Origin of the sequence: Rathayibacter sp. VKM Ac-2927, from assembly GCF_022815525.1 — a bacterium.
Classification (GTDB): Bacteria; Actinomycetota; Actinomycetes; order Actinomycetales; family Microbacteriaceae; genus Rathayibacter; species Rathayibacter festucae.
Map to the genome: position 1 here is coordinate 199,710 of NZ_JALGRT010000002.1, position 24,259 is coordinate 223,968.

Below are 24,259 nucleotides of genomic sequence, written 5' to 3' on the forward strand. Positions count from 1 at the left end.
GGCCTCGTGCGCCGAGCAGGGCCCTGCCCGAGACCACTCGACAGTACGGATCTCGACGAATGGACCCGAACCGGGCTGCGTCCGTCCACCAGACCCCGTTCCGCGTCCACTCGCTCGCCTCTGCATGCTGGTCGAGCAGCCCGGAGGGCGTATCGAGACCCATGGCACCAGCACTGCGGATGACGGGGATCCCGACGCGCATGGGGAGGGGAGCCCTGTTCGCGCCGCAGGCGCTGGGAGAACAGGCGGCGCGGCGGAGCCGAGTCGACCACAGGCGACGCCGGCGCAGGCGGCTCGCGGCACGCGAAGAGGGACCCCGCGGTGGCGGGGTCCCTCGACGGGTGGTGCGGTGGTGCTACTTCGCGGCGGAGGTGGTGCGGTTCTCGGCCGACACCATCCAGGCGTACTGCTCGAGGCTCTGGATGATCGCGTGCAGGAGGTCGGCGCTCGTCGGGTCCTCGTCGTCCACCTGGTCGTGCACCTCGCGCATGGTGGCGGCGGTGTTCTCGAGGCGGACGGTGATGAGGTCGACGGTCTCGGCGGTGTCGATCTCGCCGTGCGGGTACTCCGGGAGCGTCGTGGTCGCCGCGACGGTGTCGCTGCGGCCGTCCGGGATGCCGTGCAGCGCGCGCATGCGCTCGGCGATGTCGTCGCTGAACTCGCGCGCGGCCTCGATGATCTCGTCGAGCTGGAGGTGGAGGTCGCGGAAGTTCTTGCCGACGACGTTCCAGTGCGCCTGCTTGCCCTGGACGTGCAGCTCGATCAGGTCGACGAGGACGATCTGGAGGCTGTCGAGCAGCTCCTTGGAGGCCTTGAAGCCCTTCTCGGCGTTCTGGCGGCGGCTGGTCTTCGCTCCGGAGCCCGCGGGGGCTTCGACGTGGCGTTCGAGGGTGGTGGTCATGGACCGTTCCTTTCTCTGACAGTGCCGGGATGCGGAAAACCCGACTTCGATTGTGACTCTTTCGGCTGGACGTCGCCCGGACGCGCGGGGTGCGCGACCTGGACGGCGCCGGGACTGCGGGGGCTGGGGGCCCGGGGCTAGATCGTCGCGACCGAGCCCGAGTCGACCCGGTAGTTCGAGCCGTTCACGAACGAGGCGCGCTCCGAGCAGAGGAACGCGATGACCGCGGCGACCTCCTCGGGCCGGCCCCGTCGCTTCAGCTCCATGTAGGGCCGCTCCTCGTCGAGGAAGGACGAGATGGCCTCCTCCTTCGAGGTGCCGTTCTCGTCGGCGCGCTTGTCCATCATCGCGTCGGTCATCGGCGTGTGGATGAAGGCCGGCGACACCGCGTTCACGAGCAGGCCCTCGAGGGCGTAGGAGCGGGAGAGCCCCTTGGCGAGCGCCAGCACGCCGGCCTTCGCCGCGCAGTAGGGCAGCTCGTCGTCGTAGGGCTGCACCGCGTCCTCGGAGGCGGTGAGCACGAGGCGGCCCCAGCCTCCGGAGCGCAGGTCGGGCAGGAACTCGCGGACGAGGCGGACGGGGCCGAGCAGGTCGGTCTCGAGCGTGCTGGTCCAGCCCTCGTCGTCGATCTCGTGGAAGAGGCCCTGGGCGCCGGTGACGCCCGCGCACTGCACGAGGATGTCGATCTCGCCGACGGCCTCGGCCGTCCGCTCGTGCAGGGCGGCGAGCTCGGAGACGCTGGTGACGTCGGCGGCGAAGGCGTGCAGCGTCCCGTCCGCCGCGCCGAGGCGGGCGGCCGCCTCGTCGAGCTTCCCCTGGTCCTTGTCGCTCAGGACGACGGTGACGCCCTCCGCGAGCAGGAGCTGGGCGGTGTGCCAGCCGATGCCGGAGTCGCCGCCGGTGACGAGGGCGGTGCGCCCGGAGATGCCGAGGTCCATCTGGTCTTCCTTCCTGCCGCTCCCGGGCACGCCGCGCAGGGCGGTCCGGGGTGATGAGTCCGGTCTACGCGCCGCGGCGGGAGCCCCTCAACCGGGTTGCGCGAACCCGTCGCCGGGTCTAGCGGTGCGCCGCGTCGATCGTCGGCGGCCCGGACGCCGCCGTCAGCGGTCGCCGACCTTCTCGGGCGCCAGCTCCTCGATCGTGATGGCGGCGTTGATCAGCGCGAGATGACTGAGGCCCTGCGGCAGGTTGCCCCAGAAGGCGAGGTCGTCGACGGCCACCATCTCGGACATGATGCCGACGTCGTTCGGCACCGTCTCGACCAGCTCGTCCATCAGCGCGATCGCCTCGTCGTGCCGGCCGACGCAGGCGAGCGCGCCGGCGAGCCAGAACGAGCAGGCGACGAACGGGTGCTCCTCCGCCTCCATGCCGGAGTAGCGGAACAGCAGGGCGCCGCGGCCCAGCTCCTTCACCAGCGCGTCGATCGTCGAGACCATCCGCTCGCCGCGCTCGTAGCCGCTCGGTGCGTGCAGCAGGACGGAGGCGTCCAGCTCCTCGGTGCCCGGGTACATCACGTAGGAGCCGAGCTCCTCGGACCAGCAGTTCTCCTCGATCCAGTCGCGGATGCGATCGCGCTCGAAGCGCCAGCGGTCCGGGCTGCCCGCCACCTGCCCGAGCTCGGCGAGGTGCACGGCGGCGTCGAGCGCCTGCCAGCAGCCCATCTTCGAGGAGGTGTAGTGCTGCTCCTCCTCGAGCTCCCACATCCCGGCGTCGCGGTTGCGCCAGAGGTCGCAGGTGGTGTCCGCGATCCGCGCGAGCAGCCGGCCGGTCTCGATGTCGAGGACGTTGCCCTCGTCGACGTAGATGCGGCAGATGTCGAAGAGGTCGCCGAAGACGCCGAGCTGCAGCTGGCTCTGCGCGCCGTTGCCGGCGAGGACCGGGCCGATGCCCGCGTAGCCGGGGACGTCGTACTCGGTCTGCTCGGTCGGCAGCGAGCCGTCGAGGCCGTAGAAGATGTGCAGATCCGGGCCGTGCTCCTTGATCGTGCGCAGGAGCCAGGAGAGCGCCGCGTGCGTCTCCTCGCGCAGGCCGAAGCGCACCAGCGCGTGCGCCGTGTACGCGGCGTCGCGCACCCAGGCGAAGCGGTAGTCCCAGTTCTTGCCGCCGTTGGGCGACTCCGGGAGCGAGGTGGTCGCGGCGGCCGCGATCGCGCCGGTGGGCGAGTAGATCAGCAGCTTCAGCGCGAGCGCGCTGCGCTGCACCGCTCCGGCCCAGGGCCCGTCGTAGGAGAACTCGTCGGACCAGGACTGCCAGCTGGCGAGCGTGCGGTCGATCCCGCGGTCGACGTTCACCGCGACCGGGAAGTGCAGGGGCTCGTCGTGCGTCGCCGAGACGACCAGGACGTGCCGCTCGCCGCCCGCGGTCGCGACGAAGCCGCCGGCGAGCTCGTCGCCCGCGCCGGAGGGCGCCGACTCGTCGACCGGTCCGTGGTCCTTCCCGGTGACGCCGATCGTGATGTCGCCGGCCCGGATCAGCGAGCGGCCGTCCGCGTTCTGGATCCACGGGGAGAAGGTGCCGAGGCCGGTCCCGGGGCGGACGACCCAGCGCATCCGGACCTCGCCGTCGGTGCACTCGACCCGGCGCGCCAGCTCGGCCCACGGCAGGCGCCCGGCGATGCCCGTCACCAGCGCGTCGGTCACCGTCACGGTGCCGGACTCGGTGGTGAAGGTGGTCTCGAGCACGTTCGTGTCGCCCAGGTAGCGGCGGGTCGTCTCCGCGGGCTCCTCCGGGGACAGCTCGATGCAGCCGCCGGTCCTCGCGTCGATCAGCGCGGCGAACGCGGGGGTCGAGCCGAGGTCGGGGACGGGCAGCCAGTCGACGCTCCCGTCACTGGCGATCAACGCGACGGTGCGACCGTCGCCGATCGCGGCGTAGTCGCGCAGGGGTCTGGTCGCTCGGGGTTGGGCCATGCCCTCACGCTAGGCGGCACGCGGGTCGTCGGCTCGGGCTTGCGAGGTCACCCGGTTGCCGGTACCGGAGACTCAGGTGGCGGCGACTCCGCCGTAGGCCTGCATCCGCTCGGTGAACTCGGCGCGGTCGCCCTCCTCGAGGATCGCGTTGGCGTAGCCGGCGAGGAACGCGCCGCTGTCCGGCGGCGTCAGCCCGACGTCGTCGAGCATCCGCTCGACCTCTCCGGTGCTGTCGGCGCCGAGATCGACGAGGCCGATCTCGATCGCGGGCACGTCCTCCACCGTGGAGTACGCGGTGACGACCCAGAGCGCGGCGCCGGCCTCCTCGTCGCTCAGATCGCCCTCGTACTCGTAGCCGACCTCGGACCACTCGGCCGGGGTGTCGGCGACGTCGACGGCGTCGAGGCCGAGCGGCGCGACCGCGGCGGTGAACACGTCGACGACCGCCTGCTTGGCGGCGTCGGAGCCGAGGTCGGCGTCGGCGTAGCTGGTGGCCGAGATGTAGTCGTAGAGGAGCGACGGGCCGCCGTAGCCGTTCTCCGAGCGCTCGTAGTACTCGTCGTCGGCCGAGGTCCAGCCGTCGAGGACGGTCGACTCGATCGCCGCGACGGCCGCCTCGGACTGCGCGATCGCGGCCTCGGCCGACGGCTGCGCGAGCACGAAGGCGGCGTCGCCGTCCTGGTAGCCGGGGTAGTCGTAGAGCGGGTCGGCCGGGTCGCCGGCGTCCGGGCCCTCGGTCGCCTCGCCGAACGGCTCGTCGGTGAAGCCGGGCGCCGCGGTCGGCAGGGCGTCGGCGGTCGCGTCGATGGCGGTGCCGATGCCGAGAGCGAGCAGCGTGCCGAGCACGCCGGTGTAGACGACGCCGACGACGATGCTCGCGCCCAGGGCGATCCAGCCGCCGGTGCCGAGCGGCCGGTGCGCTCCGGGGAGGCCGGGCGGGGTGGCGGGGGGCATCGGGGGCGGGCTCACGGGTACCTGGCTCATCGCGTCCCTCCGGGGTCGAGCGTCGTCGACGCCAGTCTCGCACGGGCGCGGTGGCCCGCCCGCGCTCCGAGACCCCCTGGGCAGGCGGCGCTCGGTGTGCCACTCTGGCCCCGCGCGCCGGAGACGACCGACCGCGGTGGGAGGCGTCGTGAACCGGATCGAAGCGGGCTTCGGAGTGGTGGTCGGCGTGATCGCCGTGGGAGCGATGACGGCGCTGGCGTCGGTCGCGGGAGCGGGAGGCGCTCGGGAGGCGGAGGCCACGGTGCAGACGGTCGCCGTCGAGGAGACGACTCCGCAGGCGGGCGCCGCGACCGGGTCAGGTCCGAGTGCCGAGACGTCCGCGGGAGTGCCGATCGCCGAGGGGGTCGAGATCTGGAGCACGCCGGCCGCCGACGCACTGCCCGCTCCGGCGGGCACGCCGATCGACTCCGCGGAGGCCGCCATCGCCGTGGTGCGCCCGCTCGAGGGTCCCGGCGTCGACGCGGGCAGCGAGCGCGCCGTCCGCGTCAGCGCCGACTCCGTCTACGGCGAGAGCGGCTCGCTGCAGGCGTCCGGCCAGCAGGTCGCCGCACCTCCCGGCCTCTCCCCCGACGACGAGCTCTGGCTCGTCGGCTACACCGGCGAGATCCCGGCGCCCTTCGGCGTGATCGAGCTGACGCTCGACCACCTCGTGCTGACCATCGACGCCGCGACCGGCCACGTGCTCAGCAGCGCGGGCGGCGAGGGCGGACTGCCCGCGGTCTTCGACGACGCGGGCTGAGCGCCGCCCGTCCCGGCCCGCTCCCCCGGCGGAGGATGATGGCGGGATGGACGATGTCGTGCCCGCCCCCCTCCCTCTCGCCTCCCTTCCCACCCTCGAGGAGGTCGACGCCGGACTCCGCGTCGTCGCGCTGCCGTTGCGAACGCGCTTCCGCGGAGTCGACCACCGCGAGATCGCCCTGGTCCGCGGCCCGGAGGGCTGGACCGAGTTCTCGCCGTTCCTCGAGTACGGGCCCGCGGAGTCGGCCGCCTGGCTGCGCGCCGCCCTCGACTACGGCTGGAACGAGCAGCCCGCGCCGCTGCGCGACCGCATCCCGGTGAACGCGACCGTGCCCGCGGTGGACGCCGGCGAGGTCGCCGCGATCCTCGCGAGCTACCACGGCTGCCGCACCGCCAAGGTGAAGGTCGCGGAGCGCGGGCAGACCCTGGCCGACGACGTGGCGCGGGTCGCCGAGGTGCGCCGGGTGCTCGGTCCGGAGGGGCGCATTCGCGTGGATGCGAACGGCGGCTGGAACGTCGACGAGGCGGAGCACGCGGTGCACGCGCTCGCCTCCGCCGACCTCGAGTACGTCGAGCAGCCGTGCGCGAGCGTCGACGAGCTCGCCGATCTGCGCCGCCGGGTGAAGTGGATGGGCATCCCCGTCGCCGCCGACGAGAGCGTGCGCAAGGCCGCGGATCCGCTCGCCGTCGCGCGCGCCGGTGCCGCCGACCTGCTCGTGGTCAAGGCCCAGCCGCTCGGCGGGGTACGGCGGGCTCTCGACATCGTCGCCGAGGCGGGGCTGCCCGCGGTGGTCTCCAGCGCCCTCGACAGCTCGGTCGGGCTGGCGATGGGAGCGGCGCTCGCCGCGGCGCTGCCCGAGCTGCCCTACGACTGCGGGCTCGGCACGGCCTCGCTGCTCGCCGCCGACGTGACCGAGCGGCCGCTGCGGCCCGTCGACGGCGCGATCCCGGTCGAGCGGGTCGAGGTGTCGGAGGCGCTGCTGCTGCGCCACGCGGTCTCGCCGGAGCGGCTGGCCTGGTGGCGCGACCGCCTCCGCGAGACGTGGGCGCTGCTCTGAGCCGCTGAGGCTGAGGCGCTCCGGGCCCGATCAGGCGGGCGGCGCGAGCACCGAGATGATCGCCGAGTCGTCCGCCGCCGCGAGTCCCTGAGCCGCACCGAGCAGGAAGAGCTGCTCGGCCGCCGCGGCGACCGGGGTGGCGAGACCCGCGCCGCGCGCGGCCGTGGTGACGATGCCGAGGTCCTTGACGAAGATGTCGAGCCGGCTCAGCACCTCGGCCCCGCCCTCGTCGCCGGCCTGCAGCATCCGCGGCCCGCGGTTGCCGAGCATGAACGAGCCGGCGGCCCCGGCGGAGAGCGTCTTGAGCGTGGCCGCCGGGTCGAGGCCGAGCTTCGCGGCCAGCGCGAGCGCCTCCGCCCCGGCGGCGATGTGCACGCCGCAGAGCAGCTGGTTGACGGTCTTGAAGGCCTGGCCGTCCCCCGGGCGGTCGCCGATGACGCTGAGGGTCGAGGCGAGCAGATCCAGCACGGGGCGCGCCTGCTCGCGCGCGGCAGGGGTCGCGCCGACGACGATCAGGAGGTCGCCCTCCCCCGCGCGCACCGGTCCGCCGCTGAGCGGGGCGTCGACCAGGTCGACCCCGTGCTCGGCGAGTGCTGTCGCGACCTCGGTCACCTCGGTGATGCCGACCGTGCTGGTCATGATCACGACGGAGCCGGCGCGCAGCGCGGTCGCGATCCCCTCGGAGTCGGCGCCGCCGAAGAGCACCTCGCGCAGCTGGGCGCCGTTGCGGACGGCGAGCAGCGTCGCGTCGGCGCCGGCCACCGCCTCGCGGGCCGAGCCGAAGGGGGTGATGCCGGCCTCGCGGGCCAGCGCGAGGCGCGGCTCGGCGACGTCGAAGCCGTGCACGGTCAGCGAGCCGGCCAGGCGGGTCGCCATCGGCAGGCCCATGGCGCCGAGGCCGAGGACGGCGACGGTGTAGTCCGAGGCGGAGGCGGGGGTGGTGTCGGGCGTGGTCACGGGGTCCTCCAGGGGATCGGGCGGATGAGGGTGCGCGGTCAGAGCGCGGGAGCGCGGAGCGTCGCGGCGACCTGCGCCAGCGACTCGTCGTCGCCGACGTTGCCGGCGAAGACGATGTAGGGGATGCCTGCGGCCGGCCCCTCGACCGGCTCCCAGAGCGAGACCAGGCCGGGCAGCATCGGGCCCCGCACGATCGCGCGGCGGATGCCGAGGCCCTTCGAGGCGACGTCGCTCGAGGTGATGCCGCCCTTCGCGATGACGAAGCGCGGGCGGACGCGGGCGAGGACGCCCTGCACCACGGCGACGACCGCGGCCGAGACACGCCGGGAGAGGTCGAGGCTCTCCTGCGGGTCGTCGGTGCGGCGGAGCGAGCGGCTGGTGTGCACGGCGACGTCGCCGTCCGCGAGGGCGGCGACCGCCTGCTCGACGAGCTCGGCGAGGTGCGCGGGCGCCCGCTCGGGGTCGACGGCGCGGTCGACGTCGAGCTCGAGGGTCGCGCGGAGCGATCCGGTCGCCGCGAGACGCTCGAGCTGCCGCGAGGTGAGGCCGACGTGCGAGCCGACGACGACGAGGCCGCCGCGGGTCCGATCGGCCGCGTCGGACCCGCTCGGGAAGACCTCGTCCGCGGTGAGCGGTGGGCGCACCGCCTGGCCGATGCGCGCCCGGACGAACGGCGGGCCGACCCGGTAGAGCACGCGGAGGCCCGCCTCCTCCGCCTGCGCGAGCCCGAGGGCCAGCAGCCGGAGGTCGTCCTCGGTGACGGCGTCGACGACCACCGGCACGCCGCCGCGGAGCGGAGCCAGCACGGCCGCGATCGCGTCGGCGCCCGCGCGGATCGTGTCGAGACCGAGCGCGACGACCCGGTCGGCCGGCCAGCGGCCCTCCGTCTTCTCCGCCACCCACTCGCGCAGGTCGGAGTGCGCGTAGCCGAAGGTCGAGTCGCGGGCGAACTCGGTCTCGGCGACCGGCTGGAGCCCGTCCGTGCCGCGCATGTAGTGGACGCCGCCGATCGTCACCCGGCCGGCATCCGGGAAGGCGGGGACCAGGAGGACGGCGTCGACCGCGCGGTCGAGGGCGTCCGTGATGGTGTCGGTCTCGAGCGGGAAGTGGCCGCGCAGCGTGGAGTCGCCGCGACTGACGAAGGCGACCGGGACGTCGAGGGCGCGGGCGGCGGCGAGCGCGCTCGCGACGATCTCCCGGTTGCGCTCGGCGGCGTCCTCGGGCGCGAGGCTCCGGGTGTTGCTGAGGACGTAGACGGCCGGTGCGCCGGTGGCGAGCGCCCAGCGGAGGTCCTCCTCCGCCCAGCTGGTCAGCACCGGCAGATCGGCGACGGACTGCGTGCCGGTCGGGTCGTCGTCCAGCACGACCAGCACCGGCGTGCGCTCCGTTCGCGTGGCGGCGACGGCGGCGGCCTCGACCGGCACCTGCGCGGGGTACTGCTGCAGCAGCGTCGTCTCCGAGATCACCGGTACTCCTTCGTCCTGGGGTATCAGATATCTTACAAGTAGTCCGCCTCTCGGGGGAAGGGTGCACGGCAGCAGGTTGAGCGGCCTCTGCAGCGCGCCCACCCATGCTGATCGAGTAGCCCGCGCAGCGGGCGTATCGAGATCCACCACCGCCAACAGGCCGGTCCGAAGACCCGCCTCTCAGCGACGACTGGTCTCGATACGCCCCTCCGGGGCTACTCGACCAGCATGATCGCCGTGCAGTGGGCGTGCCTGCGCGAGTAGCCTCCGGGCATGACGAGCCCCCTCACCACCCGGCGGCAGCTGCTCGAGGACCTCATCGAGCACGCCGCGCTCGACGACGTCGACCTCGCTACGATGTTCGGCTCCCCCGCGATCCGGCACCGCGGGCGGATCGTCTGCTTCCTCGGCGCGGACGACCGGCTGATCGTCAAGCTGACGCGGCCGGACACGTTCGAGCTGGTCGAGCGCGGCGACGTCGACCCGGTCGTGATGGGCAGGCGGACCCTCCGCGAGTGGGTGAGCGTGCCGCGCGAGTCTCCCGACACCGCGGCGCTGGAGCGCTGGCGGCCGCTCGTCGTCGCCGCACTCGGCTACGCGCGGGCCGCCCTCGTGGAGTCGGTGTCGGGACCGGAGGAGTCGTCGCCGGAGAACACGTAGCGCCGCAGGTCCTCGGCCGTCTGCGCGATGTGGTCGGCCATCGCCGCGCGGGAGGCGTCCGCGTCCGCGGCCCGGATCGCCTCGAGCACCGCGCGGTGCTTGACCAGGGCGTTCCGCTGGATCTGCACCAGCGCGGAGGTCTGCTCGCGCTTCGCCCGCATCACCTTGGCGAGCGGCGCGAAGACGGCGGCGACGAAGACGTTGCCGGTCGCGGCGAGGATCACGTCGTGGAAGGCGATGTCGGCGGCGACGAAGCCCGCGAGGTCGCCGCTCTCGTGCGCGGCGGTCATCCGCCCGAGCTCCTCCTCCAGCCGTGCGAGGTCGGCGTCGGAGCGGCGGACCGCGGCGAGTGCCGAGGCGCCGGTCTCGATCATCTCGCGCACCTCGATCAGGTGCAGCGACGCCGCGGCGGAGTCCACGCCCGAGGCGGTCGCCCGCAGGATCGGCTCCAGGTCGCTCCAGCGCGCGACCGGGTTCACCGTGCCGCGCTTGCCCCGGCGCGCGTCGATGACGTTGAGACCCTGGAGGCGGCCGAGCGCCTCGCGCATGGTCGCCCGGCTCACGTCGTGCGCGAGGGCCAGCTCGCCCTCACTCGGCAGCTCGGAGCCGATCGGGATGCGGCCGGCGACGATCTCGTCGAGCAGCGCGTCGGCGACGGTCGCGACGAGGGACGGACGCGGCACGGGCCCCTCCTCGTCTCGGGCACCGGCCGGACGGCGGGCACCGGTTCAGGCTACCCGCGGTCGGGGCGGCGCCGCCGGAGGGCCAGAATGGATCTGCTCCGGCCGCCGATGCCCGCCGCACCCCTCCCCCTTCGAGCATCGGAGTCCCGTGACCGCACCCACCGTCCCCGTCTTCCTCGACTGCGACACCGGCATCGACGACTCGCTCGCCCTGGCCTACCTGCTGCGCTCGCCGCTCGCCGAGCTGGTCGGCATCAGCACCGTCAGCGGCAACACCGACGCCCGCCAGGCCGCCGTGAACAGCCTCGGCCTGCTCGCCCTCGCCGGCCGGACCGACGTCCCGGTCGCGATCGGCGCGCACGACTTCCTCGAGGAGCCCTACTCCGGCGGGTCCCCGCACGTGCACGGCGAGAACGGCATCGGCGGCGTGCTGCTGCCCGTCGGCGCGGAGCCGGTCGACGAGGACCCCGCGGACCTGCTGCTCCGCCTCGCCCGCGAGCACGGGGGCGAGCTGCGGCTGGTCGCGATCGGGCCGCTGACGAACCTGGCGCTCGCACTGCGCAAGCACCCGGAGCTGCCGTCGCTGCTGCACTCGGTCACCGTGATGGGCGGCGCCGGCCTCGCGCCGGGCAATGTGACCGCGGTGGCGGAGGCGAACATCTGGCACGACCCGGCCGCGGCCGCCGAGGTCGTCGCCGCGGACTGGGACCTCACGCTCGTCCCGCTGGACGTGACGATGAAGCACCTGCTCGACGAGGAGCAGCGCGACGTCCTGATCCGCTCCGCGGATCCGCTGGCGTCCGCGATCGGGCACGCGCTGGACTACTACTTCGACTTCTACGTCGGCCACTTCGGCGACCGGACCGCCGCGCTGCACGACCCGATGGCCGCGGCGATCGCCGTCGGCGCCCTGGAGCTCACCTCCGCTCCGCGCGTCCCCGTCGAGGTCGACACCTCCTTCGGTCCCGGCCGCGGCCAGACCCTCCCGGACCTCCGCGGCCTCTACCGCGACGTGCACCCCGAGGGCGCCCGCACCCGCTTCGTCCTCGCGCTGGCGGAGCCGTTCGCGCCCCACCTCATCGACGTGATCACGGGCGCCTGACCGCCTGCGCACCCCATGCTGATCGAGTAGCGCGCACCGCGCGCGTCTCGAGATCCACCAGTGCCCGAGGTCGAGTCTGCAGATGCAGCCTCCTGGCACGGTGGGTCTCGATCCGCCCCTGCGGGGCTACTCGACCAGCAAAAGGGTGAGGCCGCCCCGCGATCTTCAAAAGGGTGAGGCCGCCCCGCGGCCCTGCGGACCGCGCCCCTCATGCTGATCGAGTAGCCCGCGCAGCGGGCGTATCGAGATCCACCGACGCCAGCACGCGAGTCGGCAGACCACCCTGCTGAGAACGGTGGGTCTCGATACGCCCCTGCGGGGCTACTCGACCAGCATGATTGCGCCGACCGTTCTGCGAACGGCGCTGCCGTCCCCAGGAGGAGCTCGTCGCGCAGCGACGGCTGTGCTCAGAAGGCTCGTCGCGCAGCGACGGCCCTGCTCCCGAGTGCTCGTCGCGCAGCGACGGCTGTGCTCATGAGGCTCGTCGCGCAGCGACGGCCCCACCCCCGTCAGTACCGATCTGCGGGTGCTGGTGGGTGTGATCGCAAGGCGGAGGAGGGGTGCGTAGCGGGAGCTACGGACCCCGACGACAACGCCGCGAGCGCGCCCACCAGCGCCCGCAGATCACATGCCGGTGTCGAGGCCGGAGTAGGCGTGGAGCCCCTTGAAGAAGACGTTGACGACGCCGAAGTTGAACATGACGGCGGAGAAGCCGATGATCGCGAGCCAGGCGGAGGGGGTGCCGCGCCATCCGCGGGTGGCGCGGGCGTGGATGTAGCCGGCGTAGATGGTCCAGATGATGAAGGTCCAGACCTCCTTGGTGTCCCAGCCCCAATAGCGGCCCCACGCCTTCTCGGCCCAGACGGCGCCGGCGATGAGGGTGAAGGTCCAGAGGATGAAGCCGATGATCGTGACGCGGTAGGCGAGGTTCTCGAGCGTCAGCGAGCTGGGCAGGGTGCGCAGGAAGCGGAGGACCGAGGGGGCGCTCTCGCCGCTGGTCTCCCTCCGCGACTGGAGCAGCTGGGTGACGGAGAGCGCGAAGCCGAGCGCGAAGAAGGCGGTGCCGAGGATCGCGACGAGCACGTGGATGACGAGCCAGTAGGACTGCAGTGCCGGCGGCAGCGGGACGACGTCGACGTAGTAGTTGACGGTCGCTACGCCGAGGAGGACCAGCACGAGGCCGGTGATGAACGCCCCGAGGAAGCGGAGGTCCCAGCGCAGCTGCACGGCGAGGAAGACGCCGATGATGAGGACGGTCCCGGTGATCGAGAACTCGTACATGTTCGCCCACGGCACCCGGCCGGCGGCGATGCCGCGGAGCACGGTCGCGCCGAGGTGCAGGACGAAGGCGAGGAGCGTGAGCGAGAAGCCGATCCGCATCGCCTTCGAGCGGGACGGTGCGTTGTACACCTCGTCCTCGACGCGGCTGCCGAGGCGGGAGAGCGTCGCGGTGCGTCCGTTGCCGCTGGCGGAGGCTGCTCCGGTGGCGACGGTGGCCTTGCCGCTCGCCGCGCGGTCGGCGGCGGCGCTGGAGGCGACCCGCTCGGCCTCGCGGACGACCTCGATCGAGTCGCCGTCGGCGACCGACGAGCGCCGGGCCAGGTCGATGGCGAAGAAGATGAAGGCCAGGGCGTAGATGCCCATGGCGGAGTAGAGGCACAGCACGGAGTACTGCGAGAGGGTCTCGATCACCCCTCCAGGGTAAGCGACGGCGCCGTGAGGCGCCCCTGCACACATGCACAGGTTGGATCACTTGACCGCGACCCCTGAGGAGTCCGGTGCCGGCCGCCGTCAGGGCCGACCGGCATCAGGGCCGACGGCGTCAGCGCCGGCCCGCCTCAGGGCTGGTCGAGCGGCGCGTGCCGGTCCGCGATCGTCCGGACCGCGCGCGTCAGCTGCGGGTCCTCGCCGCGGGCGAGCCCGGCGTACTCGAGCGTCAGCCCGCCGTCCGCCCCGCTCGTCGCCTTCACCCACACCCGGCGCCGCGGCACGAACAGCGAGGTGAGCAGTCCCGCGAGCACGAGGATCGCGAAGAGCAGCACCCAGCCCTGGGTCGCGTCGTGGTGGATGTCGAACGAGGCGAAGCGCTTGACGCTGTCCGTCCCGACGACGGAGGTGTCCGCTCCGACGTTGTCGAAGGTCACCGTGCCGAGGCCGTTCGGCAGCTCGGCGGAGTCGCCCGGCTTGAGCGTGATCGACGGCACGCCGGTCTGCCCGCCGGTGAGGCGGGTGAGCGAGTCGGTGTTCAGCACGTAGACCGAGGTCGGGACGCCGCCGTCGAGGCCGAGGTCGCCCTCGAACACGTTGAGCGAGAGCACCGGGTACTGCAGGTCCGGGAAGATCGAGGTCGATGCTCCTGAGGGCAGCTCGTCCTGCGTCGGGTAGAAGAAGCCGGTGAGCCCCACCTGCTCGGCGAGGCCGTCGGTCACCTTGACGACGCCCACTGAGGTGAGGTTCGCGTCCTGCGGCAGGAACGGCACGGAGTCGGTGAAGATCGCCGTCCCCGAGGGGTCGCGCACCGTGATCGTCGGCGCATAGCCGTTGCCGAGCAGATAGACGTTGGTGCCGCCGATCGCGAGCGGGTCGTTGACCTTGATCGTCTCGTCGGAGGAGTCGCCGCCGCGCTGGGTGGTCGTCACGTGCGCGGTGAAGTCGACCGGCTGGCCGAGCGCCTGCTGGTTCCGCTCCTCGTACTGCACGTCGAGCGAGTCGAGGGTCAGCTGGTACGGATCGAGCTGCCCGCTGTCGAAGAAGCGCCCCGGGTTGAACGAGTCGTAGCCGGCCAGGTTGTTCGCGAAGCCCTGCGAGCCCTCGACCAGCACGCGCTGGCCGCTGTAGCCGAAGCCGCCGCCGATGCCCACGGCGACGAGGATGCCGACCAGGGCGGAGTGGAAGACGAGGTTGCCGGTCTCGCGGAGGTAGCCGCGCTCGGCGGAGACGCTCGACCAGCGGCCGCGCGGGTCGTCGTGGCGCTCGGTGCGGTAGCCCGCCCGGCGCAGGACGGCCTGCGCGGAGGCGACGGCCTCCTCCTCGCTCGCGCCCTCGACCTCGCGGACGGTGTAGCCGGCGAGGCGCTGCAGGCGGGCGGGGGTGCGCGGCGGCCGCGAGCGCATCGCCTCGAAGTGGTGCTTCGTCCGCGGGATGATGCAGCCGATCAGCGAGACGAACAGCAGCAGGTAGATGCTCGAGAACCACGCCGAGGTGTAGGTGTCGAAGGCCTGGACCTTGTCGAGCAGCGGCGCGAGGTCCGGGTTGTCGACGAAGTACTGGGTGACGCCGTTGGGGTCGGAGGAGCGCTGCGGCACGAGCGAGCCCGGCACCGCCGCGATCGCGAGCAGCAGCAGCAGGAACAGCGCGGTGCGCATGCTGGTGAGCTGGCGCCACATCCAGCGGACCCAGCCGGTGAAGCCGAGGGTCGGCTGCGTGATCGAGCCGTCGGAGTCGAAGTGGTCGGCGGGGCGGAAGGACGCGTCCGCCTTCTGCTGGGTCGCGTCGGCGCCTGCCGAGGCGTCGGTGCCCGAGTCGGACTCGGTGCTCGAGTCGGGCTCAGAGCGCGGGCTGGAAGCCATTGATCACCTCGAAGAGTGCTCCGTAGACGAGGGTGTTCCACAGGCCCGTGACCATCAGGACTCCGATCAGGACGAGGGCGACGCCGCCGGCGATGTTGATGACGCGGATGTGACGCTTCACGAACGCGAGGGTGGTGGTCACCCAGCTGAAGCCGAACGCCACCAGGAGGAAGGGGATGCCGAGGCCGAGGCAGTAGACGACCGTCAGCAGCGCGCCGCGCCACGGCGAGCCGGCGCCGTAGCTCAGGGCGAGGATCGAGGTCAGCGTCGGGCCGAGGCAGGGGGTCCAGCCGACGCCGAAGACGATGCCGAGCAGCGGGGCCCCGATCAGCCCGGTCGCCGGGCGGAAGCCGGGCCGGACGGTGCGCTGCAGGAAGGAGAGCTGGCCGATGAAGACCAGCCCCATCGCGATGACGAAGACGCCGAGCACGCGGGTGATGACGTCGGCGTAGGCGCGCAGCCAGAAGCCGATCGAGCCGGCGGCGACGCCGAAGAGCACGAAGACCAGTGAGAAGCCGAGCACGAACAGCAGCACGCCGAGCACGACCCGGCGGCGGCCCCGTGCGGCGCGCTCGCCGGCGTCGGTGAAGCCGCCGACGTAGGCGAGGTATCCCGGCACGAGCGGGAGCACGCAGGGCGACGCGAACGAGACCAGCCCGGCCAGCAGCGCGATCGGCACCGCGAGGAGGAGCTGGCCGCTGATGACGACCTCGCTCACCGCGCTACTCCGACTCCGCGAGCGTGTCGCCCACGAGCGTCGAGAGGATCGACGCCTCCTGCAGCTGGCCGAGGATGCGCGAGGCGACCCGGCCCTCCTTGTCGAGGACGATCGTGGTGGGCACCGCGTTCGGCGGCACCTCGCCGGTGAAGGCGAGCTGCACCGAGGAGTCGGTGTCGACGATCGAGGGGTAGGTGAGTCCGTAGTTCGCGGAGAACGCGGCAGCCGTCGGCGCCTGGTCGCGCACGTTCACGCCGACGAACGAGACGTCCTGGTCGGCGAACTCGGTGTTGACCGTCTCGAGATCGGCCGCCTCGGCACGGCAGGGAGCGCAGCTGGCGTACCAGAAGTTGACCACCACGACGCGACCGGCGAGATCCGCCGAGTCGATGGTCGCGCCGTCCTCGTCGGTGCCGGTGAACTCGATCGCCTCGCCCCGCTGGTCGACGGGGACCTCCTTGATCGTGCCGTCGCCCGAGATGAAGCCGTTGTTCGTGCCCTGCCGGTAGTCCTCGGCGAGCTTGTCGCGGGTGCAGCCGCTCAGCGCGAGGGCGCCGACGAGCACGAGCACGCCGAGCGCGCGGGTGCGGCGCATCAGACGGCCCCGACGTCGGTCGCGAGGCCCTGGAGGCCGGCCGCCGGGTCGGAGTAGCCGACCTCGACGAAGCGGTCGCCCCGGCGCTCGAAGGTGGTGATGCTCGACAGCGCGCAGCGGCGCTTGCGCGGATCGTGGAAGAGCTTCTCCCCCGCGATCGCGCGGTGGGTGGTCCAGATCGGCAGCTGGTGGCTGACGAGCGCGGCGTCGCCGGAGGCCGTGCCCTGCCAGGCGGACTCGAGCGCCGCGTACATCCGCGCCGAGATGGAGAGGTAGGGCTCGCCCCAGCTGGGCTCGAAGGGGTTGCGGAGCAGAGGCCAGCTGCGCGGGTCCTTGAGCGCCGAGTTGCGGGCGGCGACGCGCTTGCCCTCGAAGCGGTTGGTCGGCTCGATCAGGCGCTCGTCGGTGACGATCTCGAGCTCGAAGGCCTGCGAGATCGGCTGGGCCGACTCCTGGGTGCGCTGCAACGGCGAGGCGAAGAGCGCCGTGACGGGGCGGCGGCGCTCGAGGAGGTCGTCGGCGGCGGCGCGCGCCATCCGGTTGCCCAGGTCCGAGAGCCGGAAGTGCGGGAGTCGCCCGTAGAGGACCCGGTCGGGGTTGAAGACCTCGCCGTGCCGCACGAGATGGATCTGATCGGCAACCACGAGCGTCAAGTGTACGGAACGCCGCGTGGAGGAACGCCGGGAATAGGGACGGCTGATCCGCACCTCTGCCGTGCCCGGCTGCGGCGGGCGGTCAGCGCCGCGCGCTCACCGCCGCGGAGAGCCGGCGGACCAGGGAGCCGGGCAGGTGGCGCACCACGCTGATCGGCACGCCGAACCGCCAGGAGGGGATCGAGACGACCGAGCCGCGCGCCACGTCGCGCAGGAACTCCTCGACCACCGCGTCCGCGTCCAGCCAGAGGAAGGAGGGGATCGAGGCGGTGTCCATCGCCGCGCGCTCGTGGAACTCGGTGCGCACCCAGCCCGGGCAGAGCGCGGCGGCCCGCACGCCGCTGCCGCGCAGCTCCACCGCCAGCGACTGGGTGAAGGCCGTCGCCCAGGCCTTGATCGCCGAGTACGGCCCGAGGTGCACGAAGCCGGCGACGCTCGACACGGTGAGGATCGCCCCGCGCCCGCGGCCGACCATCGCCTGCGCGGCGGCGCCCGAGAGCACGGACACGGAGCGGACCATCACCTCGAACGCCTCGTCCTGCGCCGCGACGTCGGGCTCGGCGAAGCTGCCGTCGATCCCGAAGCCGGCGTTGTTGACCAGCACCCGGACGGGCCGCTCGGGGTCGACGAGCCGGACGCGCACCCGCTCGACGTCGTCGCGGTCGGAGAGGTCGGCGGGCAGCACCTCGACGCGCGGGGCACCGAGCGCGCGGAAGGCGGCGGCCGCCTCCTCGAGCCGGCCCCGGTCGCGGGCGACGAGGACGAGGTCGAACCCCCGGCGGGCGAAGGCGCGCGCGAACGCGGCGCCGATGCCCGTGGACGCTCCGGTGATCAGTGCGGTGCTCATGCGGGCGACGCTACCGCGCCGCGGACCGCCGACCGGCCGGCACCGCGGCGCTCGGCTCGCCGGCCGACAGCCGGCCGTCCCGCATCGTCGCCACGCGGTCGAGCCGCGGGAGGTGCGCCTCCTCGTGCGTCACGAGGAGCGTCGCCGTGCCGCGCTCCCGGGTGAGGCGGACGATCAGGTCGATGATCGCCGCGCCGCGCTCGGTGTCCAGGTCGCTCGTCGGCTCGTCCACCAGCAGCACCGACGGCGCGTTCATCAGCGCGCGGGCGATGTTCACCCTCTGCCGCTGACCGCCCGAGAGCTGCGCCGGGCGGGCGTGGGCGCGGTCCGCGAGACCGACCTCCGTGAGCAGCTCGTCCGCCCGCGCCGACGCCGAGGAGCGCCGCCGGTCGCCGAGCCGGTCCATCACCAGCAGCTGCTCGCGGGCCGTCAGCGCCGGCAGCAGGTTGGCCTGCTGGAAGACGATGCCGATCCGGGAGCGGCGCAGCCGCGCCGCCCCCGCCCGGGACAGGCGCGACACGTCGTCACCGTCGATCAGCACGCGGCCGGAGTCCGGGCGGATCAGCGTCGCCGCCAGGGCGAGCAGGCTGGACTTGCCGGAGCCGCTCGGACCGGTCAGCCCGGTCGTGGTCCCGGGCCGGCAGTCGAGGCTCGCCCGGTCGACGGCGGTGAGGCGCGAGCCGCCGTCGTCGAAGGTGAGGGTGGCGTCGTGCAGTTCGATCATCGTGCGCTCCCGAGTGCGGTGAGGGGGTCGGTGGAGACGACGGCGCGCAGGGCCGCGGCGGCGCCGAGCAGTCCCAGCGCGATCATCAGGGCGGCCGGGGCCAGCGTGGTCACGGGACTGAGCAGGAAGGGCAGGGCGGAGCCGGCCAGGCTCCCGAGCCCGACCACGGCGAGCAGCCCCGCGCCCGTCCCGGCGATCAGCACGACGAGGGCCTGGCCGAGGGAGTCCCGGAGCAGCGAGCGCGTCGACGCTCCGAGGGCCTTCAGCACGGCGATGTCGCCGGAGCGCTGCATCGTCCAGACCGTGAAGAACGCGCCGACGACCAGCGCGGCGATCCCGAAGAGCATCGCGACCATCAGCAGCAGCGAGCCGATCTCGGACCGGAACGACCCGATCGCGGTGAGCGCGGCGAGCGGAGCGCGCGAGACCGTGCCGGTCGCCGCCTCCCCCGCTGCCCAGTCCGGCGAGCCGCGCACCGCGAGGACGGTCGCGTCGGCCGGTGTGCCGAGCGAGGCCGCGAGCGCCCGCCAGGCGGCGAGCGGGAGGCGGACGACGGGGGTGTGGCTGTACCAGTCGTCGCCGCCGATCGAGGAGACGACGGCGGAGGTGCCCGCGAGGCTCACGGTGTCGCCGACTCCGACGCCGAGCGCTCTCGCCGCCGGGGCCGAGAGGGCGATGCCGCCCGGGTCGGCGGGAGCCCCGAGCGCCGCGTCGACGCCGAGGACGGCGACCGCGACGCGCGCTCCGCCCGCCTCCGCCCGGGCCTGCAGCACGCCGAGCGGCTCGACGGACGCGACGCCCGGCAGCGCCGCCCACTCCGCCTCCTGCTGCGCGGTGACCGAGGAGTCGGCGAACGAGGGTGCGTCGTCGCCGGCCGAGAAGACGAGGCGGTCGGCGGGGACGCCGAGCACCGCCGAGACGTTCTGCAGGGCCAGACCGCCGGTCAGGCCGGAGAGGAACCCGACCAGGAGGGTGAGCAGCGCGACCACCGCGCCGATGAGCAGGAATCGGCCGCGTGCGGAACGCAGCTCGCGCCAGGCGACGAACACGGGGACCTCCAGGGAGTCGATGCCGCGGGGATCGGCGGCCCCTCCAGCCTGGAAGCGGCGCGGATCCGGCGCATCGTGCGGTCGACCGGGGGCGCCGCCCGCTCTTCGAGGGACGGCCGCCTCCTCCTTTCGCACGATGACAGGCAGCCCCGCGGTGCGTAGCGTTCCCCCGTGCCGCACACTCCGCTCGCCCCCGTCCTGACGGGACTGCGCGCGGGACTGCACCTCCTGGTCGGCGGCCTGCTCGCCCTCGTCGCCGTGCGCACGCTCGTCGAGCCCGGCCCGCGGGCTCCGGCGGTGCTCCTGCTCTGCCTCCTCCTGCTCGGCGCGTACCTCGCCGGGCCGCGCTGGACGGCCCGCTCGCGGCGCCGCGGGCTGCTGTGGCTCGCGGGAGTGACCCTCGCCTGGGCCGCGCTCGTGCTGCTCGAGTCCGACGCCGCCTACCTCGCGTTCCCGCTCTTCTTCCTGGCGATGCACGTGCTGCCCCCGCGGGCGTCGGTCGCCGCGGTGCTCGGCCTCACCGGCATCGCCGTCGCGGCCCTCGGCTGGGACGGCCGGTGGAGCATCGGCGGGGTCGTCGGCCCGGTGATCGCCGCCGGGATCGCGATCCTGATCGGTCTCGCTGCGCGGGCGCTGGCCCGTGAGGCCCGGGAGCGGGAGGAGCTGCTCGCCGAGCTGCTCGCCACCCGCGACCGGCTCGGCGCGAGCGAGCGCGCAGCCGCCGTCGCCGAGGAGCGCTCGCGGCTGGCCCGCGAGATCCACGACACCGTCGCGCAGGGCCTCTCCAGCATCCAGATGCTGCTGCACGCGGCCGAGCGCGCGGACCCGGGGCGGCCGGGGATCGAGCACGTCCGCCTCGCCCGGGAGACGGCGGCGGCCGATCTGGACGAGACCCGGCGCTTCATCCGCGAGCTCGCCCCGCCCGCCCTCGACAGCGAGAGCATCGACGGAGCGCTGCGGCGACTGGCCGCCACGCACTGGGAGCGCTCGGGAGTCGTCGTGACGGTCGACGCCGAGGACGGCCGCGCGCTGCCGATGCAGACGCAGACGGCGCTGCTCCGGCTCGCGCAGGGCGCGGTCGCGAACGCGCTGCAGCACTCGGGAGCGAGCACGGTCGCGCTGACGCTCCGCAGCGACGGTCGCACCGCCCGCCTCGAGATCGCGGACGACGGGGCCGGCTTCGATCCCGAGGCGGACACCCCCTCGGCGCGGCAGGACTCCTTCGGCCTGCGGGCGATGCGCGAGCGGGCCGAGCAGCTCGGCGGGCGGCTGGACGTCGACTCCTCGCCGGCCGGGACGACGGTCCGCGCCGAGCTCCCCGCGGGAGGCGCCGCGTGATCCGCGTCCTCCTCGTCGACGACCACCCCATCGTCCGCGCGGGGCTGCGCGCGCTGATCGGCGCGGAGGACGGGCTGACCGTGGTCGGCGAGGCCGGCTCCCCCGCGGAGGCGATCAGCGCCGCCGCCCGCCTGCACCCGGACGTGGTGCTGATGGACCTGCGCTTCGGCGCCGACCGCGAGACCGGCGTCGACGCGACGCGGGCGCTGCGCTCCTCCGCCGAGCCGCCCTCCGTCCTCGTCCTGACGACCTACGACACCGACGCGGACATCCTGGGCGCGGTGGAGGCCGGCGCGAGCGGCTACCTGCTCAAGGACGCGCCGCCGGAGGAGCTGCTCGCGGCGATCCGCGCGGCCGCCGCCGGCGAGAGCGCGCTCGCCCCCGCCGTCGCCGCGCGGCTGTTCGAGCGGCTCCGCTCCCCCGCGCCGCGGCTCAGCGCCCGCGAGACCGAGGTGCTCGCCCTCGTCGCCCAGGGCCTCAGCAACACCGAGGTCGCCGCCCGGCTGTTCGTGACCGAGACCACCGTCAAGTCGCACCTCGCGCACGTGTTCGCGAAGCTCGGCGTCGCCTCCCGCACCGCCGCCGTCTCGGCGGCCCGCCGCCTGGGCGTGCTGCGCTGACCCCTCAGCGGACCCCGCGGGTAGACTCCCCTACCGTGACCGACGAGACCCGCCTCCCCCGAACCACCGTCAGCAAGCTCGCCGCGCTCGAGGACGGGCCGGTGCGCGTCGCCGGCTGGGTCGAGACCGTGCGCGATCAGAAGAAGGTGCAGTTCGTCGTCCTCCGCGACGAGTCCGGCGCCGTGCAGCTGGTGAACCCGGCCGTGCGCGAGGCCGTCGAGGGCGACGACGCCTCCGCCGCGAAGCTCGCGATCACCGAGGCGATCTCCGGGCTCGCGCAGGGCTCGTTCGTGAGCGTCACCGGCCAGCTCAAGCACGACGAGCGCGTCAAGCTCGGCGGCCTCGAGGTCAAGCTCGAGTCGCTCGAGATCGTCAGCGCGTCGATCCCCGAGGCGCCGATCGCGGCGGACTCCGGCATCGACAAGCGGATGGACTGGCGCTTCCTCGACCTGCGCCGCCCCGAGCAGAACCTCATCGCCCGGGTGCAGACCACGTTCGAGCACGCGCTGCGCACGTACTGGATCGAGCACGACTTCATCGAGATCCACACCCCGAAGCTGATGGCGAGCGCCTCCGAGTCGCGCGCCGAGCTCTTCGAGGTCGAGTACTTCGAGACCAAGGCGTACCTCGCCCAGAGCCCGCAGTTCTTCAAGCAGATGGCACAGCCGGCCGGCTTCGGCAAGGTCTTCGAGGTCGGGCCCGCGTTCCGCGCCGACCCGAGCTTCACCTCGCGGCACGCGACCGAGTTCACCAGCGTCGACGCCGAGGTCTCCTGGATCGACTCGCACGAGGACGTGATGGAGCTGCACGAGCAGCTCATCGTCGCCGGCCTCACCGCGGTCGTCGAGAAGCACGGCGAGGCGATCAAGGCGCTCTTCGACATCGACCTGCGCGTGCCGACCACGCCGTTCCCGCGCATCCCGCTCGCCGAGGCCAAGCGGATCGTCGCCGAGCGCGGCTACGAGGTGCCCCGCGCCGACGACGACATGGACCCCGAGGGCGAGCGCCGCATCGCGGCCTTCGTGCAGGAGGAGTTCGGCCACGACTTCGTCTTCCTGACCGACTACGCCTCGAGCATCCGGCCGTTCTACCACATGCGCCGCGAGGGCGACGGAACGATCACCAACAGCTACGACCTCATCTACAACGGCGTCGAGATCTCCACCGGTGCGCAGCGCGAGCACCGCGTCGACGTCCTCGTCGAGCAGGCGCGCGAGAAGGGCCTGGAGCCGGAGGAGCTCGAGTTCTACCTCGACTTCTTCCGCTACGGCGTCCCGCCGCACGGCGGCTTCGGCATGGGCCTCTCCCGCGTGATCATGCTGATGCTCGGCCAGGCCAACCTGCGCGAGGTCACCTACCTCTTCCGCGGCCCGACGCGCCTGCTGCCGTAGGCGCCGGCGCCTCGCCCCATGCTGATCGAGTAGCCCTCGCAGAGGGCGTATCGAGATCCACCCACCGAACGACGGCGGGTCTCGATACGCCGCTGCGCGGCTACTCGACCAGCAAAAAGGTGCGCATGCGTCCGTTTCATGCTGATCGAGTAGCCCGCAGAGCGGGCGTATCGAGATCCGCTCGTCAGCGGGGCAGGCGCTCGTACGGGACGCGGCGGCTCAGCCAGGCGAGCAGCCCGGCGACGAGCGCCGCGACCGCCGCGGGGACGAGCAGCAGCCAGAGCGCCGACGTGACCGCGACGAGCGCGAGCGCCACCGCGGCGACGCCGGCGCCGATCGCGAAGTTCCAGCGCACGTCGGTCGCCACCCCGGCCTCCGGTCGCGCCCAGAGCACGACGAGCGCCGTCGCGATCGGGCCGAGCAGCAGCCCGAGCACGAACCAGCGCCAGCGCGAGCGGCCCTTCTGCTCGGCGAGCCCGGCCGTGACGATCGCGAGAGCGAACCAGAGCCAGCCGGAGCCTTGGGTGAGAGTCATGCCCGGAGCCTACGGCGCGGGCAGGATCATCAGGTCGAGGTAGTCGGTCAGGCAGGCCACCATGTCGACCGCGTCGTTCTCCAGCAGCCACTGCAGCTGGATGCCGTCCCAGAGCGCGATGATCGAGGCGGCCACCCGGTCCGGATCCGCGCCCTCGCGCAGCCGGCCCGCGGCGCGCAGCTCCCGGAGCTGGCCGGCGTAGTCCGCGCGCAGCCGCTGGAAGCGCGACGCGAAGAAGTCGCGACCCGGGTGCTCGTCGGTCGTCGACTCGCCGCAGAGCACCGCGTAGAGCTCGATCACCCCGGGCGCCGTCTCGTTGTAGCGGGTCTGGCGGACGATGCCCTCGACGAGCCCCTCCTCGGGATCGACGGGCGTCGAGCCGTCGCCGGTGATCCGGTCGCGATGCTGCAGCACGGCCAGGAGCAGATCGGTCTTCGACGGGAAGTAGTGCAGCAGGCTCGTCTGGCTGAGCCCGACCCGGTCGGCGACGTCCTGCAGCGAGCCGCGGGCGTAGCCGCGGGCGGCGAAGACCGCGTGCGCCGCCTCGATGATCGCGCGCCGCCGCTCGGCCGACTTCGCGTAGGGGCCGCGGCGCGCGCTCCGGGTGGTGCCCGCCTCCGCCATCAGCCGCTCCTCGCCCTCGAAGTGCCGGCTGCGCAGCCGGTCGATCGCCCAGCGTAGCGCGCGCTCGGAGCGACCGAGCGGTGCCGTCCGCCAATTTCGAGTACGCACTCGAAATTG

The 24,259-nt window shown here is 73.4% G+C and carries 24 protein-coding genes; 7 read left to right on the top strand and 17 right to left on the bottom strand.

Annotated elements, in window-relative coordinates:
• Positions 1 to 355: 355 nt before the first annotated feature.
• The 4 genes from MT353_RS06190 to MT353_RS06205 all read right to left on the bottom strand — a co-directional run bounded on the left by MT353_RS06190 (position 356) and on the right by MT353_RS06205 (position 4,764).
• Positions 356 to 901, bottom strand: coding sequence for a Dps family protein (locus MT353_RS06190; RefSeq protein WP_123732843.1), 546 nt, complete (start codon positions 899 to 901; stop codon positions 356 to 358).
• 137 nt (positions 902 to 1,038) lie between these two features.
• Positions 1,039 to 1,839 (bottom strand): SDR family NAD(P)-dependent oxidoreductase, encoded by an 801-nt coding sequence (locus MT353_RS06195; protein WP_123736791.1) that lies wholly within the window; start codon positions 1,837 to 1,839, stop codon positions 1,039 to 1,041.
• A 162-nt stretch (positions 1,840 to 2,001) separates the two neighbouring features.
• Positions 2,002 to 3,810, bottom strand: coding sequence for a glycoside hydrolase family 15 protein (locus MT353_RS06200; RefSeq protein WP_243598313.1), 1,809 nt, complete (start codon positions 3,808 to 3,810; stop codon positions 2,002 to 2,004).
• 72 nt (positions 3,811 to 3,882) lie between these two features.
• Complete coding sequence (locus tag MT353_RS06205; RefSeq protein WP_243623867.1) at positions 3,883 to 4,764, bottom strand: hypothetical protein; 882 nt, start codon at positions 4,762 to 4,764, stop codon at positions 3,883 to 3,885.
• A gap of 178 nt (positions 4,765 to 4,942) precedes the next feature.
• Between MT353_RS06205 and MT353_RS06210 the strand changes: the two genes are divergently transcribed.
• Complete coding sequence (locus tag MT353_RS06210) at positions 4,943 to 5,554, top strand: hypothetical protein (protein WP_243615960.1); 612 nt, start codon at positions 4,943 to 4,945, stop codon at positions 5,552 to 5,554.
• Positions 5,555 to 5,600: 46 nt separating this feature from the next.
• Entirely contained in the window at positions 5,601 to 6,611 is a 1,011-nt protein-coding gene (locus tag MT353_RS06215) for an o-succinylbenzoate synthase (protein WP_243598310.1), read from the top strand.
• A 30-nt stretch (positions 6,612 to 6,641) separates the two neighbouring features.
• On the opposite strand, the gene MT353_RS06220 is transcribed toward MT353_RS06215, so the two are convergent.
• Both MT353_RS06220 and MT353_RS06225 read right to left on the bottom strand, forming a co-directional pair.
• Positions 6,642 to 7,568, bottom strand: a complete 927-nt coding sequence (locus MT353_RS06220; RefSeq protein WP_308197474.1) for an NAD(P)-dependent oxidoreductase — start codon at positions 7,566 to 7,568, stop codon at positions 6,642 to 6,644.
• Positions 7,569 to 7,606: 38 nt separating this feature from the next.
• Positions 7,607 to 9,034, bottom strand: a complete 1,428-nt coding sequence (locus MT353_RS06225) for a four-carbon acid sugar kinase family protein (protein ID WP_243623868.1) — start codon at positions 9,032 to 9,034, stop codon at positions 7,607 to 7,609.
• 273 nt (positions 9,035 to 9,307) lie between these two features.
• On the opposite strand from MT353_RS06225, the gene MT353_RS06230 reads away from it, so the two are divergent.
• Positions 9,308 to 9,694 carry a hypothetical protein gene (locus tag MT353_RS06230; protein WP_243623869.1) on the top strand — a complete coding sequence of 129 codons (387 nt, stop codon included), beginning with the start codon at positions 9,308 to 9,310 and terminating at the stop codon, positions 9,692 to 9,694.
• On the opposite strand, the gene MT353_RS06235 is transcribed toward MT353_RS06230, so the two are convergent.
• A complete protein-coding gene (locus MT353_RS06235) occupies positions 9,628 to 10,377 on the bottom strand; it encodes a FadR/GntR family transcriptional regulator (protein WP_243623870.1) in 750 nt (249 codons plus the stop codon). The genes MT353_RS06230 and MT353_RS06235 overlap by 67 nt on opposite strands.
• A gap of 148 nt (positions 10,378 to 10,525) precedes the next feature.
• On the opposite strand from MT353_RS06235, the gene MT353_RS06240 reads away from it, so the two are divergent.
• A complete protein-coding gene (locus tag MT353_RS06240) occupies positions 10,526 to 11,479 on the top strand; it encodes a nucleoside hydrolase (protein ID WP_243623871.1) in 954 nt (317 codons plus the stop codon).
• 624 nt (positions 11,480 to 12,103) lie between these two features.
• Here MT353_RS06240 and ccsB read toward each other — a convergent pair.
• The 8 genes from ccsB to MT353_RS06280 form a co-directional block, all read right to left on the bottom strand.
• Positions 12,104 to 13,171 carry a c-type cytochrome biogenesis protein CcsB gene (gene ccsB, locus MT353_RS06245; RefSeq protein ID WP_374204688.1) on the bottom strand — a complete coding sequence of 356 codons (1,068 nt, stop codon included), beginning with the start codon at positions 13,169 to 13,171 and terminating at the stop codon, positions 12,104 to 12,106.
• Positions 13,172 to 13,317: 146 nt separating this feature from the next.
• Positions 13,318 to 15,048: a cytochrome c biogenesis protein ResB gene (locus MT353_RS06250; protein ID WP_243623872.1), complete on the bottom strand. Its 1,731-nt coding sequence runs from the start codon at positions 15,046 to 15,048 to the stop codon at positions 13,318 to 13,320.
• The gene (locus tag MT353_RS06255; RefSeq protein ID WP_132437525.1) at positions 15,026 to 15,766 is read right to left on the bottom strand and encodes a cytochrome c biogenesis CcdA family protein; all 741 of its coding nucleotides are present in this window, start codon (positions 15,764 to 15,766) and stop codon (positions 15,026 to 15,028) included. The genes MT353_RS06250 and MT353_RS06255 overlap by 23 nt, the downstream gene beginning before the upstream one ends.
• A gap of 4 nt (positions 15,767 to 15,770) precedes the next feature.
• Positions 15,771 to 16,361 carry a TlpA family protein disulfide reductase gene (locus MT353_RS06260; protein ID WP_123736780.1) on the bottom strand — a complete coding sequence of 197 codons (591 nt, stop codon included), beginning with the start codon at positions 16,359 to 16,361 and terminating at the stop codon, positions 15,771 to 15,773.
• The gene (locus MT353_RS06265) at positions 16,361 to 17,005 is read right to left on the bottom strand and encodes a histidine phosphatase family protein (protein WP_123446605.1); all 645 of its coding nucleotides are present in this window, start codon (positions 17,003 to 17,005) and stop codon (positions 16,361 to 16,363) included. The genes MT353_RS06260 and MT353_RS06265 overlap by 1 nt, the downstream gene beginning before the upstream one ends.
• A gap of 91 nt (positions 17,006 to 17,096) precedes the next feature.
• On the bottom strand, positions 17,097 to 17,861 hold the full coding sequence (locus MT353_RS06270) for an SDR family oxidoreductase (protein ID WP_243623873.1): 765 nt from the start codon (positions 17,859 to 17,861) through the stop codon (positions 17,097 to 17,099).
• Between the two features lie 10 nt (positions 17,862 to 17,871).
• Positions 17,872 to 18,585: an ABC transporter ATP-binding protein gene (locus MT353_RS06275; RefSeq protein ID WP_243623874.1), complete on the bottom strand. Its 714-nt coding sequence runs from the start codon at positions 18,583 to 18,585 to the stop codon at positions 17,872 to 17,874.
• Positions 18,582 to 19,634 carry an ABC transporter permease gene (locus MT353_RS06280; protein WP_243623875.1) on the bottom strand — a complete coding sequence of 351 codons (1,053 nt, stop codon included), beginning with the start codon at positions 19,632 to 19,634 and terminating at the stop codon, positions 18,582 to 18,584. Before MT353_RS06280 ends, MT353_RS06275 begins: the two co-directional genes overlap by 4 nt.
• A gap of 171 nt (positions 19,635 to 19,805) precedes the next feature.
• Between MT353_RS06280 and MT353_RS06285 the strand changes: the two genes are divergently transcribed.
• From MT353_RS06285 to aspS, 3 genes are read left to right on the top strand one after another with little or no spacing between them, the layout of a single operon-like run.
• Positions 19,806 to 20,972, top strand: coding sequence for a sensor histidine kinase (locus MT353_RS06285; RefSeq protein WP_243623876.1), 1,167 nt, complete (start codon positions 19,806 to 19,808; stop codon positions 20,970 to 20,972).
• Positions 20,969 to 21,592, top strand: coding sequence for a response regulator transcription factor (locus tag MT353_RS06290; RefSeq protein ID WP_243598299.1), 624 nt, complete (start codon positions 20,969 to 20,971; stop codon positions 21,590 to 21,592). The genes MT353_RS06285 and MT353_RS06290 overlap by 4 nt, the downstream gene beginning before the upstream one ends.
• 35 nt (positions 21,593 to 21,627) lie before the next feature.
• Positions 21,628 to 22,983: an aspartate--tRNA(Asn) ligase gene (aspS, locus tag MT353_RS06295; protein ID WP_243623877.1), complete on the top strand. Its 1,356-nt coding sequence runs from the start codon at positions 21,628 to 21,630 to the stop codon at positions 22,981 to 22,983.
• A 184-nt stretch (positions 22,984 to 23,167) separates the two neighbouring features.
• Here aspS and MT353_RS06300 read toward each other — a convergent pair whose 3' ends face one another.
• Both MT353_RS06300 and MT353_RS06305 read right to left on the bottom strand, forming a co-directional pair.
• Positions 23,168 to 23,518 (bottom strand): hypothetical protein, encoded by a 351-nt coding sequence (locus MT353_RS06300; RefSeq protein WP_123446611.1) that lies wholly within the window; start codon positions 23,516 to 23,518, stop codon positions 23,168 to 23,170.
• A gap of 9 nt (positions 23,519 to 23,527) precedes the next feature.
• Complete coding sequence (locus MT353_RS06305) at positions 23,528 to 24,250, bottom strand: TetR/AcrR family transcriptional regulator (RefSeq protein ID WP_243623878.1); 723 nt, start codon at positions 24,248 to 24,250, stop codon at positions 23,528 to 23,530.
• Positions 24,251 to 24,259: the final 9 nt, after the last annotated feature.